Source organism: Pseudofrankia sp. DC12 (assembly GCF_000966285.1).
In the GTDB taxonomy this organism is placed as follows: domain Bacteria; phylum Actinomycetota; class Actinomycetes; order Frankiales; family Frankiaceae; genus Pseudofrankia.
Genome location: NZ_KQ031391.1, coordinates 2994426 through 3013468, shown reverse-complemented (window position 1 = coordinate 3013468; position 19043 = coordinate 2994426). Strand labels below are relative to the sequence as shown.

Annotated in this window: 14 protein-coding genes; 8 read left to right on the top strand and 6 right to left on the bottom strand. The window is 68.5% G+C overall.

Going from position 1 to position 19043, the window contains the following annotated elements; genetic code table 11:
• Window positions 1-409 precede the first annotated feature (409 nt).
• On the top strand, window positions 410-1450 hold the full coding sequence (locus tag FRADC12_RS11965; RefSeq protein ID WP_045879470.1) for a DUF2637 domain-containing protein: 1041 nt from the start codon (window positions 410-412) through the stop codon (window positions 1448-1450).
• A gap of 427 nt (window positions 1451-1877) precedes the next feature.
• Entirely contained in the window at window positions 1878-2153 is a 276-nt protein-coding gene (locus FRADC12_RS11960) for a MerR family transcriptional regulator (RefSeq protein WP_045876699.1), read from the top strand.
• Window positions 2154-2255: 102 nt separating this feature from the next.
• Here FRADC12_RS11960 and FRADC12_RS11955 read toward each other — a convergent pair whose 3' ends face one another.
• Window positions 2256-2672, bottom strand: coding sequence for a DUF6924 domain-containing protein (locus FRADC12_RS11955; protein ID WP_045876698.1), 417 nt, complete (start codon window positions 2670-2672; stop codon window positions 2256-2258).
• Window positions 2673-2719: 47 nt separating this feature from the next.
• Window positions 2720-4633 carry a helicase C-terminal domain-containing protein gene (locus tag FRADC12_RS11950; RefSeq protein ID WP_232303745.1) on the bottom strand — a complete coding sequence of 638 codons (1914 nt, stop codon included), beginning with the start codon at window positions 4631-4633 and terminating at the stop codon, window positions 2720-2722.
• A 363-nt stretch (window positions 4634-4996) separates the two neighbouring features.
• Here FRADC12_RS11950 and FRADC12_RS11945 point away from each other — a divergent pair, with 363 nt between their 5' ends.
• From FRADC12_RS11945 to FRADC12_RS11930, 4 genes are read left to right on the top strand one after another with little or no spacing between them, the layout of a single operon-like run.
• A complete protein-coding gene (locus tag FRADC12_RS11945; protein ID WP_198152776.1) occupies window positions 4997-5428 on the top strand; it encodes a hypothetical protein in 432 nt (143 codons plus the stop codon).
• Window positions 5429-5480: 52 nt separating this feature from the next.
• Entirely contained in the window at window positions 5481-6845 is a 1365-nt protein-coding gene (locus FRADC12_RS11940) for a DDE-type integrase/transposase/recombinase (protein WP_045875782.1), read from the top strand.
• Window positions 6842-7063: a hypothetical protein gene (locus FRADC12_RS11935; RefSeq protein WP_045875783.1), complete on the top strand. Its 222-nt coding sequence runs from the start codon at window positions 6842-6844 to the stop codon at window positions 7061-7063. Before FRADC12_RS11940 ends, FRADC12_RS11935 begins: the two co-directional genes overlap by 4 nt.
• On the top strand, window positions 7060-7875 hold the full coding sequence (locus FRADC12_RS11930) for an ExeA family protein (protein ID WP_045875784.1): 816 nt from the start codon (window positions 7060-7062) through the stop codon (window positions 7873-7875). The genes FRADC12_RS11935 and FRADC12_RS11930 overlap by 4 nt, the downstream gene beginning before the upstream one ends.
• A gap of 117 nt (window positions 7876-7992) precedes the next feature.
• Here FRADC12_RS11930 and mobF read toward each other — a convergent pair whose 3' ends face one another.
• Both mobF and ybiA read right to left on the bottom strand, forming a co-directional pair.
• Window positions 7993-10761 carry a MobF family relaxase gene (mobF, locus tag FRADC12_RS11925; protein WP_052710865.1) on the bottom strand — a complete coding sequence of 923 codons (2769 nt, stop codon included), beginning with the start codon at window positions 10759-10761 and terminating at the stop codon, window positions 7993-7995.
• Window positions 10762-11304: 543 nt separating this feature from the next.
• Entirely contained in the window at window positions 11305-11898 is a 594-nt protein-coding gene (gene ybiA / locus FRADC12_RS11920; protein ID WP_084011321.1) for a riboflavin biosynthesis intermediates N-glycosidase, read from the bottom strand.
• A 514-nt stretch (window positions 11899-12412) separates the two neighbouring features.
• On the opposite strand from ybiA, the gene FRADC12_RS31200 reads away from it, so the two are divergent.
• On the top strand, window positions 12413-12868 hold the full coding sequence (locus tag FRADC12_RS31200; RefSeq protein ID WP_157488820.1) for a hypothetical protein: 456 nt from the start codon (window positions 12413-12415) through the stop codon (window positions 12866-12868).
• A 948-nt stretch (window positions 12869-13816) separates the two neighbouring features.
• On the opposite strand, the gene FRADC12_RS11915 is transcribed toward FRADC12_RS31200, so the two are convergent.
• Window positions 13817-14995, bottom strand: a complete 1179-nt coding sequence (locus FRADC12_RS11915; RefSeq protein WP_045876696.1) for an ISAs1 family transposase — start codon at window positions 14993-14995, stop codon at window positions 13817-13819.
• A 307-nt stretch (window positions 14996-15302) separates the two neighbouring features.
• On the opposite strand from FRADC12_RS11915, the gene FRADC12_RS29610 reads away from it, so the two are divergent.
• The gene (locus FRADC12_RS29610; RefSeq protein ID WP_157488818.1) at window positions 15303-16304 is read left to right on the top strand and encodes an NACHT domain-containing protein; all 1002 of its coding nucleotides are present in this window, start codon (window positions 15303-15305) and stop codon (window positions 16302-16304) included.
• Window positions 16305-16747: 443 nt separating this feature from the next.
• Here the strand turns inward: FRADC12_RS29610 and FRADC12_RS11910 are convergent, their stop codons facing one another.
• Window positions 16748-17746 carry an IS30 family transposase gene (locus FRADC12_RS11910; RefSeq protein WP_045875091.1) on the bottom strand — a complete coding sequence of 333 codons (999 nt, stop codon included), beginning with the start codon at window positions 17744-17746 and terminating at the stop codon, window positions 16748-16750.
• Between the last annotated feature and the right edge of the window lie 1297 nt (window positions 17747-19043).

Sequence of the window (19043 nt, the reverse complement as noted above, 5' to 3'; positions counted from 1 at the left end):
GCGTGGCTGGCTGTCTGCCCAGGCGGCTGAGCGCGCCCTCACTGCGAGCAGCCTCCTGCGCCGTGCCAGTCCGGCCTGAGTCGACGACCCCGACGAGTTCGCCGGGGCGCGCGATGTGACTGCGGATGGTGCCGCCAATGACAGCTCGCACCTGGTGCGCGGTGCGGTGTCGTTGACGGTGACATGGACGGTGACGCTGGCGGTGACTCGTCGGGACCTTGGACCCCAGTTACCAGCGCCGGCTTCCGGAATCGGCCCGCAGATTCGCACTGCCTAAGTAAGGACCCAACCAGCTTGGTAGGCCGAGATGCCCCCTCCCACCCGCACCGAGCACCGCACTGTCCGACCAGCAGATGACCCTGAAGCTCCGGCCGTCGTCGCGCGCACCGCCGCCGGCCTGTCGACGCATCTGGCGGCCAGAACAGAATCGGCTGACAGAACCGCTGTCCGCGCTGCGCCGACGGCCAGGCCGCGCGACGACGTCGCCGTCGTCCCGCCCTCGGGTCGGCCGCGCGGGTCGCGATGGGGGAGCGGGGAGCTGTGGATCCGGCTGGCGACTGTCGCCGCCGTCGTCACGGTCGCGCTGATCGCTGGCATCGTGTCCTACAGACACATGGCAGGCGTCGCCCGTGAACACGGCGAAGACCACACCACCGCTGCCATCATGCCGATCTCCGTCGACGGACTGATCGTCGCCGCCAGCCTCACCCTGCTCGCCGACAGCCGCGCCGGCCGCCGCCGCTCCCCACTGCCCTACGCCCTACTCACCCTCGCTTCCGCCGCGAGCATCGCCGCCAACGTCATGCACGCCCAACCCGACCTCGCCGCCCGCGTGATTGCCGCGTGGCCCTCGGCCGCGCTGATCGGGTCCTACGAACTCCTCATGAGTCAGATCCGCAAAGCCCGCCCCCGGCCAGACACGACGGCCGGTCGAGGCAGCCCCGGCCCGGAGGGCGCCCGACACTCTGCATCGGGCCGCGATCCGCGGACCGGCTCCTACGGGCGCGTGGAGACCACCGGGATGCAGAGCGCTGCGGGCCAGAACGATCTCCTCGGGCGCCGACACGCGCAGCCCGCATCAACGGACGGACACGCCGGAGACCTGACCGCCCCGAGCCAGCTTGACTCGGCGCCTGTCCCGCGCGCCGACAACGACGCGTACTGGCTGCCGGAAGGCGTCACCCCTTGGCCAGACGACGCTGCCGGGTGGGACGAGGCGCCGGAGCCGATCTCGCGGGCCGTGCTCGACCGGGTCTTGCAGACGTCGCGACGTGGCAGCAAACGTGCCCGCCTCGCCGCCGTCCTGTTGCGCGACATCGCCCCTGACGACCCTCGCACCGACTACGCCCTGGCCCGCGACCTCGCGCCCGCCCTCGACCTCCACGCCGGCACCGCTCGCCGCTACCTGGCCGAATGGCGCCGGCAAGCCACCACCCAGTGCGCCGCCTGAGCGCGGGTGCCGAGGATGCCGACCGAGCCTTGCCTTCCGCGATCAGGACAGCGTCGCGAGGCCTGGGTGGGAGCGAGGGAGTGGGAACGGCAGGGCGGTCTCGTATGCCAGGCCGGATCGCTCGGCGACGGCTCGGCTGCCTCGACTTTTGGATTGGCCCTGACCTGCGGCGATGTCATTCGCGAGGACCCGCGCGTGAAGCGTCCTGTGCACGCTCGTGGCGGGGTCTGTTCTCCTCGCGGTTCGGGGGTGGTCGCGATGACCTCCGCGATGTTGCCGCGGATGACGGGTTTTCTGCGATGGCCTTTTGGGTGCCGTTCGCGGTGTCGGTAGGGATGTGGTCAGTGCGGACCGTGACGTGTCATGGAGACGCCGGGCGGGAGGTGGTCGGTGATGACTGCCTGGACGCCCGCTGGAAGGAGCGGTCGTGCGCAACCCGCTGACTCTTGCCGAGATTGAGGCGCTGCCGGCCGCGGTCGATCTGGTCACTGCCGGCCGCTCGCTCAACCTCGGCCGGACGCTCGCTTACCGCCTCGCCCGCGCCGGGCAGTTCCCGGTCCCGGTTCACCGCCGGGGCGGGGTCTATCGCGTGCACACCGCCGACATCCTCGCCGCGCTTCGCCCCGTTGACTCGGACACGCCGGCGTCTGCGTCCGGGCCGGACGGGTCTGGAGAAGGCCCGGGGCACGGCAGGTCCCGATGAGCCTGCCAGACATGGTGACCAGGCAGCCCGCCGAGCGGGCGACCCCGCCCGGCAAGCCCGTCGGTGGCGCTGCTCCAGCGTGAGCGTGTCCGCACGGGCCTGTCAGGTCGGGAAGCCGCGGAAGACGCCGTCAGGGGCGACGTTGTCGGCGAAGTCATGGAAGTCCATGTTCGCGAGCGACAGGTTGTTCTCGACGCTCCAGAGCTTGGCTGGCACGACGCGAAACCAGCGACCAGGCTCTCGATAGAGATCCACGACGACCAGAGACATCTCCGGATCGCGGACCGTACTGTGGTCGACGAGGAACAGGAAGGTGTGCTGAGCCGGGTACGGCGTCGCCGCCACCTGTGTCACGGTCAGGTCGGCGAACGCCCGGTCGCTGACGAACCACAGGTCCGCAAGAAAGCCATCCGGCGAGGGCTCTCTACTTACGGCTTGGACCGTCGCCCAGGCTGCGTCGTCCGTGAAATCGGCACGCAGGACGAGGGTTCCCGGCGTAGAAGGCAGCGTCAGCACCATTCCAGAATGCCTGCTAGAGACCGAGCGGGGTCTGGGTGCGCGTCGCGCTATTCCATCGCCAGTTGCCCGCCGTGCAGGTCCGCGATGTCCTGGGCCTGGTCGTAGTGGGCGGCGTCGGCGGGGTTGGTGGGGCGGTTGCCCAGTGCGTGGCGGGTGGGGTCGGCCGTGTCGGGCTGGGCGGGGGTGCCGTAGGGCAGGCCGAGGGCGTGGTGGCGGTAGTGCTCGATGCGTCCGGCTGCCTGCTCCCAGCTCATCGCATCGGCGCCGGCATCGTGCGGCCGGGGGCCGAGTAGCGCCGTCAGGTAGTCGGCGGGTTCGGACTGCGCGTGGAGGAGGGCGTCCGTGACTTGGCGGTCAAGCGCGGCTTCGACGCGGCGCAGTCTGTTTTCCAACTCCGCCCTTTCCCCCTGGGCCAATCGCCGGGCCGTGCCGCTATCGGCCGCCATAGCCAAGCCGGGGGCGGCGTGGTCGGCGGTGCGGGTGAGTGCCGTGGTGAGGCTGCGGCGTTCGGTGGCGAGGTCGTGGGTGGGGTGGGTGGCGAGGTGGGTGGTTTCGGCGCGGGTGAGCAGGTCGAAGGTGGTGTTCCATTCGTGCTGGGCGGTGGTGGGGGCGGGTAGGTCGTAGAGCGTCGGGTCGATCCCGGCGTGGTGGCAGAGGTCGGTGACGCGGTGGTCGAGGATCGCTGCCGCGGTCTGGATGTCGTGGATCGGGCCTTGGCGGAGGGTGGCGGCGAGGTCGGCCGGTGGGTGGCCGGCGTCGAGGAGGGCGTGTAGACCGGCGATGGCCCGCTGGCGGGGCACGGTCTGGCCGGGGCCTGTGAACCCTGCCCGGACGGGGTCGGGAAAGGTTGCGGCCCAGGCGTCCGCGAGGTGGACGGCTTGGTCGTGGAGCTGGAGCCAGGGGTCGTGTGCCCGGTCGTGGGGGGTGGCGCCGGGCGGTGGGCCGGCTGTCCAGCTGGGGGCGGCGGGCTTGTGGCGGGCGTGGTAGACGGCGAGTCCGCCGGCCGCGGCGTCCCAGATCGCGCGCTGCGGCCCGGCTGTGGGCCGGGGGCCGATCCGGTCGACGAGTCCATCCGGTGGGTCGGCGAGGGCGGCGGTGCGGATGGCGGCTTCGGCGGCGAGTTCGGCGCGGCGGAGCACGACCTGCCACGGCGGACGGCTGAGGGCCTGGCCGTTGCCGTATGCGTGGTCGGCGGTCGCGGCCGATCGCGCCTCTGGCCCGGCCACGCCGGTCTGGGCGTCGGCTGGCTTGTTCGGCGCGCAGTGTGCCGGGCGGCTCGGGGTGGCTCGCGGCTGTGGCTCGACCGGCGTGGCCCGGCTCGGCTCGGCTGGCGCGTTCGGCGCGGTGCGGCTCGGCTCGAACGGCGCGTTCGGCGCGGTCTGGCGCGACGGGCCAGGGGTGCGCGCCGCGCCGGGCCGGGCGGGGCGCGTTGTCGTCGGCGCGATCGCCGTCGGCCGGCGCGCGCCGAGGCGCGGCTGCGGGATCCGCTGGGAGAGGCGCAGGGCGGTGAGCTGGGCGAGGGTGTGGGTGGCGCGGAGCTGGTGGGCGGCGGTGGCGATCGGGTCGTGGGCGGCAGCGGTGTGTTCGGGTTCGGAGTGTTGGAGGTGGGCGGCGAGCCGGCTGATCGGGTCGAGCGGCCCCGCGGTCGCGGGGAGCCAGTTTTCGTCGTCGTCGCGGGCGGTGAGGTCGTCGCGGCGGATGAGGTAGGCCGCGAGGTCGGTGCGGGCGCGCGACAGCATGACGTAGAGGCCGGCGCGTGAGGTGTCGTCGGTGACGAGGGCGCGGGCGGTGTCCATCGTCGAGCCCTGTGCTTTCGCCGCGGTCAGGGCGTAGGCGTGGGCGAGGCCGCCGTCGCGGCCATCGTCGAACTGGTGGGTCAGGTAGGTCCACGGCACGACGACGGTGCCTTTGGACGGGAAGTAGACCGTCACTGTCTGGGCCGCCGGGGTGTCAGGTGTCACGCGTCGTTCTAGGTGGGCACGGCGAGGCGGGTCGGCGCCATCGTGCGTGGGCATGTGCCAACTGTGATCTTGTGGTGGGTTTCTTGTTGGTGCGCGACGACAGGGTGAGCACGTCGGAAATGGCGACGGCCCTCCCCTGATCACCTTGGCCGGTTCGGGGAGGGCCGTGCGAGGCGCGCGGAGGCGCTGGTGTTCACCGTAGACGTGGATCTGGTCGAGGTCGAACGGCGGTTGGCGGTGGGTGGCTTGACCTGTCCGGGGTGCGGGAGTGGTCTGGCTGGCTGGGGGTGGGCGCGGGTGCGCCGGGTGCGGGGGATCGACGGGGAGATCCGGCCGCGGCGGGGGCGGTGTTCGGGCTGTCTGGTGACGCATGTGCTGCTGCCGGTGTCGTGCCTGGCGCGGCGGGCGGACGCGGTGGCGGTGATCGGTGAGGCGGTCGGGCTCGCGGCCGGGGGGATGGGGGTGCGCCGGGTCGCGGCGGCGGTTGGCCGGGCGCCCTCGACAGTGCGGGGCTGGCTTGGCCGGCTGACCGGGCGGGCGCCGCGGCTGCGGGCGGCGCTGGCGGTGCGGCTGCGGGCGGTGGCCGTCGACCCCCGGGTCCTGGAGATCGGCGGTGGGCTGTTCGCGGGTCTGGTGGCGCTGGTCGTCGCGGTACGCGACGCGGCGGCGGGCCGCTGGGCGGTGCCCACGTTGTCGGCCTGGGAGTTGGTGTCGTTCGTGACGGCCGGCGGTCTGCTTCTGCCTGCGTTCGCCCCCGAGTCGATCAACACGGGTCCGCGTCTGCCCACCTGGTGATCGTTCCGCAAGGCTGTTGATGTTGCTGTCAACCGTCTTGTGGAGGTGGTGGATGTCGGTGTCGGACGCCGAGATGGCGCGGCGGGCGGAGCGGGCGCGTGCGGTGGGCCTGTTCCGCTACGGGCTGGTGCGGGAGGCGGCGGACCCGGGGCTCTCGGCGCGGGCGCGGGGCCGGCTGGTGCGCCAGTTGGCGGCTGGGGAGCATGCCGGGCCGGACGGGACGCCGGTGCGGGTGTCGCGCAAGACGCTTGACCGGTGGATCCGGGCGTGGCGGGTCGGGGGGTTCGACGCGCTGGTGCCCGCGCCCAGGCGGGTGGAGGCGCGCACCCCGGCCGAGGTGTTGGCGTTGGCCGCCGCGCTCAAGCGGGAGAACCCGGCGCGCACCGCGGCGCAGGTCGGGCGGCTACTGCGCGCGAGTTCGGGGTGGGCGCCGTCGGACCGCACGCTGCAGCGGCATTTCGAAGCCCTGGAGCTCAATACCCGGCCCGACGGGACGGCGCCGGCGGCGTTCGGCCGGTTCGAGGCCGATCGTCCCAACGACCTGTGGATCGGGGATGCGTTGCACGGGCCGCCGGTCGCCGGCCGCAAGACCTACCTTTTCGCTTTCATTGACGACCGTTCCAGGGCGCTGGTGGGCTACCGGTTCGGCTATGCCGAGGACTCCGTCCGTCTCGCGGTAGCGTTGCGGTGGGCGCTGGCCTCGCGCGGTGTTCCCGCCGCTGTCTACGTGGATAACGGCTCGGCGTTCGTGGACGCGGCGCTGCGCCGGGCCTGCGCAGTCCTCGGGATCAGACTCATACATTCCACCCCGGGCCGGCCCGAGGGCCGGGGGAAAATCGAACGTTTCTTCGAGACTGTTCGGGGCGAGTTCCTCGTCGAGATCGCCCCGGTCGGCACCCATGTGTTCGGTGACCTGTCGGCGTTGAACAACGCGTTCACCGCCTGGGTGGAGACGGTCTATCACCGCCGGGTGCATTCCGAAACACAGATGGCGCCGCTGGCCCGCTTCGAGGCCGGCGGCCCGTTCACCCATCCCAGCGACGCCGCCCTGGCCGAGGCGTTCAAGTGGGAGGAACACCGCAAGGTCCGCAAGACCGCGACGATCTCCCTGCACGGCAACACCTACCAGGTCGAACCGCACCTCGTCGGGCGCACCGTCGCCGCCGTCTACGACCCGTTCGACCTGTCACACGTCGAGATCCGCTGGCAGGGCCGCCCCGCCGGGGTCGCGATCCCCGCCGTGATCGGCCGCCACGCGCACCCGAAAGCCCGCCCCGAGACCCCGCCCACCCCACCACCGGCGGCGACCGGCATCGACTACGTCGACCTGCTCACCGCCGCCCACGACACCGAGCTCGCCGCCGCGACCATCAGCTACGCGGCGGCCACCGCCCCCACCGGCCAGGACACCCCGTGACCGGCGCCCACCTCGACGACGCCCTCGCCCTCGCGCACCGCGCCGCCGACCTCGCCCACGCCGCCGCCACCCTCGCCGACCCCTACCACACCGACGACCAGCTCCTCATCGCCGAAACCGTCCTGACCACCGCCCTCGCCGTCGAACGCCTCGCCACCACCCTCATCGACCAGTGCATCGAGGACCCAAACCCCGACCAGGAAGGACCCAGCCGGTGAGCATCGACCGGATGCAGGCCCACTACGGCTTCACCCGCATGCCCTTCGGCCGCGACCTACCCATCTCCGCGCTGCACCGCCACCGCGCCCACAACGAGGCCGTCGCCCGTATCGGCTGGCTCATCCACACCCACGGCCTCGGCGTACTCACCGGCGAGGTCGGCGCCGGCAAGACCGCCGCCACCCGCGCCGCCACCGCCACCCTCGACCCGTCGCGGAACACCGTCGTCTACCTGCCCAACCCCGCCGTCGGCGTCCGCGGCATCCACAACGCCATCGTCACCGCCCTCGGCGTCACCCCCCGCTTCCACCACGCCACCCTCGTCCCCCAGACCGCCGACGCCCTCGCCGCCGAAACCACCGAACGCGGCCGCCACGTCATCCTGATCATCGACGAGGCCCACCTCCTCGACACCACCCAACTCGAGGCCGTCCGCATGATCACCAACGCCGACATGGACTCCGCAAGCCCCCTGACCTGCCTCCTGATCGGCCAGCCCACCCTGCGGCGCCGCCTCAAACTCGGCGACATGGCCGCCCTCGACCAGCGCATCACCCTGCGCTACACCATGCCCGGCCTCGACCCCGACGAGACCCGCGCCTACATCACCCACCACGTCCGCTTCGCCGGCCGCTCCGACACCCTGTTCTCCGACGACGCCATCGACCTCATCCACACCACCGCCCGCGGCCTGCCCCGCGCCGTCAACAACCTCGCCATCCAAGCCCTCATCGCCACCTACGCCCAGAACAAGACCATCGTCGACCACGCCGCCGCCCGCACCGCCATCACCGAGGTCACCACCGAATGATCACAAAGGCGGCGACAAGCTGAGCACCACGACGACAACCCGAGCACCAAGGCCCCGCCGGCACCCCGCCGACGGGGCCTTCCTCATCCAAGATCATGCCCACCGTCAACGACGCCATCATGGACATCCAGCGCGGCGCCTAACATCAGGGTCGAGGTGGATGGCGGTGATGACGCCGATGGTGCCGGTGCGGATGTAGGCCGAGCCGGGCCGGCCGGTGGGGATAAGGGTGTGGCCGGTCTGGGTGAGGGTCACGACCTCGTCGCCTACCTGGAAGTCTCGGCCTGCGACCGTGAGGGCCGGGCCGGTGAGGGTGCCGTCGGCGGTCAGGAGTGTGCGGGCGGCGCGGTTGAGCGCTTCGACATCGCGGTGGCGTTCAGCCATCAGGTGCGTGCTGATCGGCTTCGGTGGCCGGAGCGGCGGAGGCCGGCTACCGTCCGGACCGGGCCCGCCGTCGGCTGGCGGTGGTGGGGTGGCGTCGAGCTGGCGGCGGCGTTCGGCGTACCAGTCGGCGACGGCCTGGGTGAACAGCGCGTCGGGGTCGTCGACCAGGTGGATCTTCCCGGCTGTGGCGAGCCGGTCGAGGGCGGCGATCGGGGTGCCGGTTTCGGCGCGCAGCGCGTCGAGCGCGGCGCGGATCGCCGCCATGCCGGCGCCGGCCTGGCGGTGCACCGTCGTCAGGGTCGGGACGTCGGGGGTCGTCTCGACGAGGTGGCCGAACCAGCCTCCGGCGGTGACCGATCCGAGCTGCGCCGGGTCACCAAGCAGGATCACCACGGTTCCGGTTCGGGCCGCGTAGTCGAGGAGGCGTTCGGCGTCGCGGGTCCCTACCTGGGTCGCCTCATCCACGATCAGCACCGAGCCGGCCGGCCAGGCGTCGGCGAGGGTGCGGGCGGGGTCGGCGTCGACGTGGTCCAGGAGGGTCAGCCAGCTCGCGACGACCCGCGCCGGGACACCGATCCGGTCGGCCAGCTCCTCAGCCTGACGGCCGCCGTGCGCGGTCGCGAACACCGGGTGGCCCTCGGCGTGGAGGATTGCGGTCAGGACACGCATCGCCTCGGTCTTGCCCGTCCCGGCGGCGCCGACGGCGAGGCGGACCAGGTCCTGGTCGGCGAGCAGCCGGCGCACCAGCTCGGCCTGCTCCGCGGACAGCACCGGCCCGGCGCTCCCAGCGTCGGGCGCGCCAGTCGCGCCGCGCCGGTCCGGGACAGCCGGCCGGGCCGAGCCGGTAGAGCCGCGGGTGGCGGCCACGAACGCGTCAACGATCCGAGGGCTGGCCAGAACGTGGGGCGCGGCGCCGGCGGCGACCCGACCGTGGCGGACCAACGCGAAAAGCCGCTGCTCGGCGTCGAGCATGTCTTCGACGGTGTAGAGCGGTTCCGGTTCCTGACGGCGCCGTTGGCCTGGCGATGTGGCCCGCAGGTGCACGACTCGCCGGTCGGCGAGGAACCGGTCGGCGAGCCGGTCGATCGCCTCGCCGTCGAGGCGATCTCGGCCCCACGCGGCGATCTGGCGGACGGTCTCGCGGCGGCCGAACGTCGTCGCCTTCTCCGTCGATCCCGCCGGACCTGCCAGCAGCGTGAACAGCTCGGCGAGGTCGTCGTCGCCGATCGCTGGCGGCCGGTGCTCGCCACCCGCGGCAAGCTGGCGGACCTGGCCGACGGTCCAGCCGGCCGCTTCCAGCCGCTCGACCTGCAGCCGGCGGACCGTCTCGTCGGCCAGCACCGTCTTCGGCGCCCGGGAGCCGCGCTGCGCGGCGGTCATCGTCGCCCCTGACGGCTCGAGCCCGCCGGCGACGAGCTGCGCGAACTCCTCCATCACCTCCCTATGGCGGGTCGAGAACGCCGCCAGCAGATCGGCGGGGAAAGCCGCCAGCTCCGCGACTCCGTTGCGGACCGGCCCCCACTCCAGGCCGCGGCGCGCGGCGAGTTCGCGGCGCAGCACCGTCGCGCCGACGAACCCCGCCGTACGGACCTGGGAGAGAAACGCTTCTCCGTCGACGGCCCGCCACTCCCAGCCCGACGCGCCTGGCTCGTCGTCGCCTGCGGCCACGACCACGGCGTTGATCACAATGTTGTGGACGTGCAGGTGCGCCTCGACGCTGCGCGAGACGTCATGCAGATACGACGCCACCGCCAGGCCCCGCGACGGCCGGTTGTGCCCGTGGACCTTCCCGAAAGCGGCATGGCGCTCCAGGTAGCCGATCGTCGCGTCGACCGCCGCGTCCAGCGCGGCCGCCACATCCGCCCGCAGCGCCTCATCGCCGAACGCCCACAGCAGACTGACCGACTTCGGCGCCGCGCAGACCACGTCGAAACCCAGCACCGCCGCCGGCGCCACCCGCGCCGCGACCCACCGCTGAACCTCGTCACGGCGAACCCGCCACCACCCATCCGCGCCCTTCACCCCGACCAGACCATCCGCAGCCGCATCGGCCTGCCGGGCCGTCGCGGGTTGCCCGGTTGCACGGGCGTCCTCGGCGCCTCCCGCCGCGTCCGGCGATCCCTCGTCGTCGCCGACGGCGGCCTGACCGGCGTGGGCAGCTGTCTTCTTGACGAGGGAACGCAGGTAGGTCGCGCTGACTCCGGCCAGCGCGGATGCCTGCGTCAACGTCAACAGCTCGCCACCCTCACCCGACCCAGCGCCACCTGTGGCCGCGGTCGCGGTCGCTTCCCGGGCGGACAGCGCCCGCGCCGCCGACCCTGCTGCCGTCAGCAAGCGCCGACCTGACACCGCATGCCGGCCCTCCAACAGCCGGCTCAATGCCTCGGACGAGACCTCGCCACGCAGCCCGACCAGCTCCGCGAGCTGCCCCCGCGCCAGGCCCGACGCCCGGTTGTAATAGCCCGACAGCCCAGCCGCCGCCCCAGGCTGACCGCCCTCCACCTAAGCGACGACCGCCCGCACCGCCCGCCCAAGATCCCCCGGCGACCTGGGCCGCACCCGCAACATCCGCGCAGTCGCGATCACCAGGCACCACCCGCCTGGACGGGCTGACGACGAGACGGACGAGGAGCGGGAGAGCGGTGATCGCGGCCAGGCATAGGGACGCTCCGATCAGTGGCAACAGCGGTCCCGGCATCACCGGAACTCGCGGGTTACCACCGACCTTGAAGACCGACGTCATCGCCAAGGCCATCGCGAACGACACCGCGAGCGCCATCGCGTCGCACCCGGTCACTACGACTGTCACCACGAGGGTCATCGCGGACGGCATCCGTGCAGCTGGCGGCCAGGCCTGGCTCTGTCGACCGGGCCGGGACACCCTGCTTAGCCGGCGCCCGGGATGGAGGCGACATCCGCCTGACGACCGCGCGGTCACCGATCACGGTCGGAGCGGGCGCGGTGACGTGCTCGCTGCCGCGCCGCCGACTCCGGCTGGCGGACCGACTGCCGCCGGCTTGCCGTCCGGGGCTGGTGAGGGGGCGGTCAGGCCTGCAGTGCTGCGCGGACGTCCATGAGGGCGAACCCGAGAAGGTTCAGACCGGGCCAGTCGACCGGACTCTCGGCGCGTGGATCGCTGGCAGCCACGCCAATGCCCCAGACCGCGTCCTGCGGGCTGGCCTCGACGAGGACATCGTCGCTGGTGGCGAGCAGGAAGCCGCGTAGTCGGTCCTGTTGTCCGAACTTCGCGAGGTTCCCCGCTACGACGATGTCGTAGCGGTGCCGCTCCCAGGTCGCCTCGTCGAAACCAGCCACGCGGCGGCCGAGCGCCTTTACCCGGCCCGGGTCCGGCGCGGCGAGGATCGCCTGCGCGGTCTCCTCGTCGCCGAACAGCCGGGCCTTGCCCGCCATCATGAAATGCTCCGCCGTGGCATACCGCTGCCCCTCGACGGTGAAAGCCGAGGCAAACCACTGGCTCAGACAGCTCGCCCCGACCCCACCACCAGCCAGCGGCCGATGACCCCAGAAGAATCGAAACGACAACGCCACACCATCAAGCTCCGCCTGGACCAGATCCTCCACAGCACGCGGACGCCCGAGCGACCCCAAAGGCACCGGCTCTCGCGGCTCACTGATCACGAGCACGATCCTTCCACGAGTCTGGGCCCAGCCTCACCTACTTTTCCCGACCACCAAGAGTCCTCCGCACCGACAGCCACTGCCTGCGGCCACCAGCCCACGGACACCCTGGAACGGAACCCCGCATCCAAGATCGAGAGCCGGGCCCATCTGCTCCGGCACAGATGGCGCTTGTGGCTCCGCCACAAGCGCCCAGGCCGCTCCGCCAAGCACGGAAGGCCTCCGCCCCAACCCTAAGGAGTGTGGCGAATGGGCTGCCGCGCTTGGCGCAAACGGGTCGGCGCATGCTGCCGACTCACTCGATTTGGAGATCAAGAGCCGGACGGCACGGGCCGCGCCGCGCGACGGCTGAGCACGGCCCTGGCGGGCCGTGCTCGCCGGCGCGTCGCCCGCTATACAGATACCTGATTCGGGAAGCCTACCCGGAACACCGCTTTAAAAGCCCTTCTGCTATCTTGACGAGCCGACGCATCTGCCGCGCTAGGGTGGCGCAGAGTTCCAATCCGGGGGAAACATGGCCATCGAACTCGGCTTCGTTAGCACACTCACGCAAGCGGCCGCCAGGCTTCTTGGCTTGTCGAAAGGGGCCAGACAACGCCGCGATGTTATGCAATACACGAAACTTTACGCGACCCTTAAGAAAGAAGACGGGCTCGAGATAGCGGCCCAAAATATCGCCGCACTTCTTGGACTGACAACCCGGCAGCTCTTGAATCGAGAGACGATCGCAGCAAAACGCACATATCAGTGGGGAAGTCTGGTCGCAGCCATCTTCCTCGACCTCATTATCGCAAGTCCAATCATGTGGCTCTTCCCGCCCAACAAGTGGTGGAAGCTTCTCATCATCGCCGTGATCGTCGGCATAGCAATACTCATCCTCGGCGCCGGAATCTCGACCGTCCGAAAGCAGCCGACGTTGGACGAGATCGCTCAAGTTTCTCCAGCCCAGAACGGCGCAACCGCAGGGTAACCAGGCCGAGAGATGCGGCCGACCACCTCAGGTTCATCGAAGTGACATGCTGCTGCGCCGCTTCCGTTCCTCGGCGCTGGCGCGCCTGCGGTACGGGTCGGCTTGCCAACGAAGATCGTCGGTCACCTCTGGAGTTGGAGGCGATCTGACAGCAACCTGACAGCCAAGCCGCCGGACGAACGTCGGCCACCTGGGCCACGGGCACACGGCCTGCGGCCAGCCACGCGGAGACCGCCAGCTCCCGCCGGGCGGCATCCAGATACGCCACCGAGCGTCCGACCCGTGCAACAACGGGCGCCCCGGCGAGCCGGAACACCGCATGCTCACCCAGCCGCATCAACACCGCGTCGACCGGATCGAGACTGGCCAACCCGCAGGCGTCCGCCAGGACTCGGGTCGCATTCGCCTCGTCCAGCGGGGCCGCCGACGTAAGCCCGTCTACCTGCCCGTCGTCGGCTCCAGCCACCCGCCGAACGCTAGCGGACCACCCGACAACATGTAGCCCAGACGAGCGAACGCCCAGGTCCGCACAGCCACCGGCACGGCGTCACCCGCGTGCGACTAGCAGCGAGGCCCGCAGCCTGCCGAATTGCTCGGTTTGGGATCAAGGGAACTGCGGCGCCGAGACCGCGCCGCGCGACGGCTGCGCGTGGCGCTGGCGCGCCATGCTCGCCGGCGCGTCGCGACTGGAACGTTATTCCCAGCGCCCCAAATGCGCGTATCCTCCGCGGAAGCGCAGCAGACTACTCGAGGCCGGGGGCTCAGAGTGCGAAACCGGACAGTTCCTGCCGTCACTATCGTGTTGGCCGCTGTAACGGGTCTGTTAACCAACATATGGACCTCCAACGAAAGTTCCGTGTGGCTCATTGCGGCGACGGTTATCGTGCTGCTCGGTTCGGTCCTCTCCCAGGGCCTCGCGAAGATCGCACTGCGTGTTGATCGGCTACGCTAGGTAGCGAGGTACTGGACGGCTCTATTACGGTCGCGGCCAATCTCCTGCACAGTTTCCTTGATCTTGGTGACGCCGTGGAGGCGTAGTAGGCCGAGCGCGAGATTGCGGAGGATCGCGAGATTGTGCGGGCCGTTTTCTTGGTGGGCTTGGCAGGCATCTTCCCGCCAGGTGGTGTCGCGGACGTAATGGACACGGTTCTCTATGCCCCAGTGCATTCGGACGTGGGTGTGGATAGCGTCCGGAGCGGCGCGCTCACCGCGCAGGCTGGTGACAATGAAGGCGTATTCCTTGCTGAGACGGGCGCCGGTGAGATCGAATTCTTCGCGGCAGATGACGGCTATTGTTCGGGCCCGTGGGAAACGGATGTCATCCACGGGTCGCGTCCAAGTCGTCCAGCGCTTGATACTTCCGCGGGAGCATTCCTCGACCTCATGCCCCGGTGTTTTCTGAATAACCGGCAGGAGGCGATCGAAGATTTGCTGGAAGAGCTTCGGCTGGTTCCCCTTGACAGTGAACACGTAGTCGATTCGTTTTTTCCAGAGTAGGATCGCGGTTTTGACCTGCGTGTGCGCGGCGTCTGCGGTGATGACGGTTCGGCCGCGCTCGTGTTTGATGTTTTTGAGTAGGTTCGCGACCTGGGTGATCTCGTTGGTATCCGCGGGGACCTTGGTCTGGGCGATGACGACCCCCTGGTTGTGAGTCATGGCAGAGAACAGCGTGAACTGCTGGTTCTCCGTGCTCCAAGCGCCGCGCAAGACCTTACCGTCCAGGGCGATCACCAGATCGCCGTTGTGATCGCGGGTCGCTTGTTCGTGCAGCCAGGTGCCGACGACCAGGTCCAGCACATGCGAGTTGACTCCTTTGAGGGTCTCGCGGATGGTGGATTCGCAGGGAACGGTGTAGCAGCCCCGAAAATAGCCGTAGGGCGCGCCGAGTGCGGCGAGGAGCCCTTGGGAGAGGTCGGCCGCCTCGCTTCCGATCTCGCGGTAACACGTGGCGCCAGCGAGCGTCGCGACGGTCGCCGTGGCAAGCACGAACTCGAGGTCGTAAACCCGGCCCCGGGCGTCGCGGAAATCCTTCACAAGACGCAGCATGGCAAGAAGTCGACCGATTTTTTCTTTGCCGGCGTTGTCAAGGCCGCTCGACAAAGCGGCGCCGGTCTGGCATGATGACACTTGGCGGCCTTCTGTCTCGGGGGATTGTTTGTTCGCACTCTCATTGTCCCGATCAGGAGGCCGTCGTTTCGCAACGGCGGCTCTTGTTTTCGTCAATTCAACGGCCATGGCGACTGGGCGCACAGCGGCGGATTTTCGGGTAGGCATTCGTAGCTGCCGATGGCGTCATTTCCGATAGCTCGGAAGCGCGGGCGGCGAGATTCCGGCCGGAAGGAACTGCACCCGCGAGACCCGTCGAAACCTGGACCGAGAGCTCGATCGTGACGATTACTCAGAGCGATAGTTCGCTACCTGGAGTGATCTTCCCTTGGCCCTGGTCCTCTCCGCCTATTACGCCGCCGCAGAGATTCCGCGGGGAAGATTTGAATCCGCTAAGGTTCGGTTGCAGCTGGCGACCAGAGTCTTCCGCGAGACTGAATCAGACTACTATCTTTCTGGCGATCTTCCCTCTGAACTTAGCGATGAGCTGATACCGCCTATCGAACGATCGAGTTCACCTCCGGACGCCAATCAGCTTAGCGGTCTAGCAATGGGCGGACGGTCAACATCTTTTGTGATCTCGGGTGCGCCTGGTGCAGGAAAATCTTTCACGTTGCGGGCGATCGCAGCTCAGCTTGCCCGAAGAACGCTCGTAGAAGAGTCCGCCCCGCTGCCAATCTATGTGGCGGCCCACGGCCTAATTCCGCGAGGCGAGTTTGAAGATGATCTGACTGACTATGTCGCAAAGACGTACGATCTACCGCGTAAGCTAGCGGATTCCTCAACAATGAAAGGGGATAAACTTGTATTGATACTTGACGGTTTGGATGAATCTTCCGATCCGATAAGGCTAATGCAAGAATTTCAAAGCTGGCGCAAGGATCGCCCCGAGGTAATCTGCATTGCCAGCTGCCGATCAAGCGCCATTCCTGCTTTCCAAGACTATTTGACCGATCTTTCAACTATCGAACTCAGCTCTCCAGGTCGAGGAACAGATGGGCGCACCGGGGGAATCGACCAGGGCTATGATCTCGTCCTTCGTGATCGAGAGACTGGGCAAACGTCGATTGCCCAGGTGAAGCGGCGCCCATCGGACAGCGGTTATTTGACGCTTCCTCTTCGAGCGCGGCAGGGGATCTTGTTGGATGCGATGCGGCCGGATAGAAAATATAGCGCAGCAGAGCTCGGCAGCGCGACGGCGCTAACACCACAAGAGACTTCGGAGGCTCTCGACCACCTTGAGAGTGCGGGCCTGATATCGAGGCTTGCCGAGTATGCAGGGGAGCCGAGCTATATGCTCACCGACTCCTCGGAGGCTGACCACCGATGAACTGGAGTGTGTGGGCCGGCCCTGCGCTCGCCTCGGTAATGGGAGGGATGCTCTCGCTATATGAGGTATTCAATGTACGAGGAAAGATGCCGCCATGGGGCGTCCGCATTTGGGTAGTGGCCCGAATCGCCGTGGATGCCGGCGTCGCAGCGGCTGTCTATCCCGCAGCTGCCGCAGTTCTGGCGCATCGATACTCCTGGTGGATGGCTTCGGTAGCGGCGGGGCTCGGTGCTCCGGCATTTCTTAGACTCCAGTTCAATGTAACAGGTAAAGGGCGAGTCGTTCGAGGCATCGGGCCAGAAGCCTTCTATAAGAAAGTAAGGGATGTATGCGACGACAAGATTGACAAGCATATTTCCTCGGCTGACGCCAATTGGCTAATTGGCGTCGCGGCCCCCGCGTTGCAGAAACTGCCAACGGATTACCTTGGCGGAATCAAGCGGTCATGGCGACACATGACTTTCCAGCAGCTCGGTAAAGACCTCGAGCGGCGTCGCCCATTTGAGCGTCTGCCGTGGCCGCCCATTCAGCTGCGTGGCCACCATATCAAGTTCTTCCTGCGTGTGCAAGGACAGGTCGGTGCCCTTCGGGAAGTACTGGCGCAGCAACCCGTTGGTGTTCTCGTTCGAGCCGCGCTGCCACGGTGAGTGCGGGTCGCAGAAATACACGGGAATACCGGTGCGGACGGTGAAATCGGCGTGCCGGGCCATCTCCTTTCCCTGGTCCCAGGTCACCGAGTTCCGCATGAACTCGGGCAGGGTCTCCATCTTCTTGCCCAGCAGGTAGGCGACCTTGTCGGCGTTACGGTCGTACGGTATTCGCACCAACATCACGAACCGGGTCGTGCGCTCGACCAGCGTGGCGATCTGCGACTTGTTGCCCTTCCCGATGATCAGGTCGCCCTCCCAGAAACCGGGGACGGCGCGGTCCTCGGCCTCCTTCGGCCGCTCGCTGATGTTGACCATGCCGACGATCCCGCCCCTGGTCAGGGTGCTGCGCGACCGGTTGACCCGCCTGGCCCGGCCCTTACGCAGCGCGATCTTCAGTTCCGTCCGCAGCTCGCCGCGCGCCTGGAGGTAGAGGCACTCGTAGATTGTTTCGTGGCTCACGCGCATGCTCTCGTCGTCGGGAAAGTCCGTGCGCAGTCTCTCGCTGATCTGCTTCGGCGACCACTTCTCGACCAGGCCGGTGTTCACCGCGTCGTGCAGCTCCTTCGACGCGACGAGTTTCCGTTCCTTCGGGCGGGCGCACATCAGATCACACCGTGCCTGCGCATCCACCGCCCGATACGCCGCGGCACCGCCGTTACGCTCGATCTCCCGGGAGATCCCCGAATGATGACGACCGAGCACAGCGGCGATATACCGAGCCGAACGCTCCTGACTCAACTCCCGCGAGATGACCTCGCGGTCCTCCACCGTCAACCGCTCCCGTACGCCCATCCACCATCCAGCCCCTCGACACCATCGCGATCATCCTATCGGGGCGTCGCTATGACCGTTTGATGCCGCCCTTGTCGACAGGGTGCAAGGATATTTCCGTTTGCGAACGAGAATCTCTGAATCTGAAAGAAGCGCTGAGATAAAATATATCGATAAGCTGGTACCTGGACTCCGGGCAGGCGAGACTGCCTCCTTCAGAACTCTGGCGTTCCATCTCTCGCAAAATGGTGCTCGCGAAGATCTAGATCTCCTCGTCACAATGGGGCGCAACTGGGCCTATTCGGGCGAACAGGCGACCGATCGACATGTGCGCGAATTTTCGAAATCATCGCCGAGCGACCCGCGCAGCGCGGCCGAACTCGCCGAAATAGAGTCAAGTAACGGTGGCCGCCGCAGTCGCCGGGAAACATAGAAGGCCGCGAACTTGGGCGAACATCGATGAGTGGGATCGATCCAGGATCGCGACATGCGGTAGAGGTCGGGCCGTTTGACGCCCACCGGCCTCCTGGTGGACGGGATGCGAGCGGCAGCCAAGCCGGCGGACGACCGTGGACGAGCATTGAGCTGTATGAAGCCGAACCGCCCGTGACCTGCGTCGGCCGGACGTCCATGGACGGCCACGGACAAATTACCAAGATCTCTTTATCCGCGGGTCAAGGACGATGCTGCCGCACCGCTTCCGTTCCTCGGCGCTGGCACGCCTGCGGTACGGGTCGGTTTGCCCTCGAAGATCTGTTCCTACGTCCGCCACGGACGGGCGCCGTCCGCGGTACGGCAGGGTGCGACGGCTGCCAGTGGCACTTCTGTGCCCCGCTCGGTTCCCCATCGTGTGTTGTGCTGATCTAGCTATGACGAGCCCGACCCGGGAGGCTAACGTCGCTACCCTGCGGCCACCGGGGGGATGACGTGGGTTTCTTAGCGGTCATGGCTTTTTCGATCGTCATTTTCGGGCTAGTCGCGTTGGCCCTTGGCCACGTGCACTGGGCCCGCGTCCATAACAGGCGTGCCGCAGGACTCGTCACGGCCGGTGGCGTCGTGGCCTTCATTGTCGTCGGACTCCTCTTACCAAAGAACCCGGCCACAGGCACCGCGGCAAGCGTCACTTCTAATGTGCTGTCGAACAGCCCACGCGCAGTCGCCAGCATCACCACACCTCCCGCCATGAGTGAGACAAGCCAGGACGCGGCGACGCCCCTCCAGACGCAACCAGCTGAGTCGCCGGCTCCGACGCCTTCCGACCTGTCACATACGACAGGCACGTTCGCGCCGCGCACGACTCCGCCTGGTCCTGTCGCCG

Coding starts and splice junctions, on each gene's coding strand:
- FRADC12_RS11940 (WP_045875782.1), top strand. CDS start 5,481: ATGTCGGTGTCGGACGCCGAGATGGCGCGGCGGGCGGAGCGGGCGCGT.
- FRADC12_RS31200 (WP_157488820.1), top strand. CDS start 12,413: ATGGCCATCGAACTCGGCTTCGTTAGCACACTCACGCAAGCGGCCGCC.
- FRADC12_RS11955 (WP_045876698.1), bottom strand. CDS start 2,672: ATGGTGCTGACGCTGCCTTCTACGCCGGGAACCCTCGTCCTGCGTGCC.
- FRADC12_RS11910 (WP_045875091.1), bottom strand. CDS start 17,746: ATGGGCGTACGGGAGCGGTTGACGGTGGAGGACCGCGAGGTCATCTCG.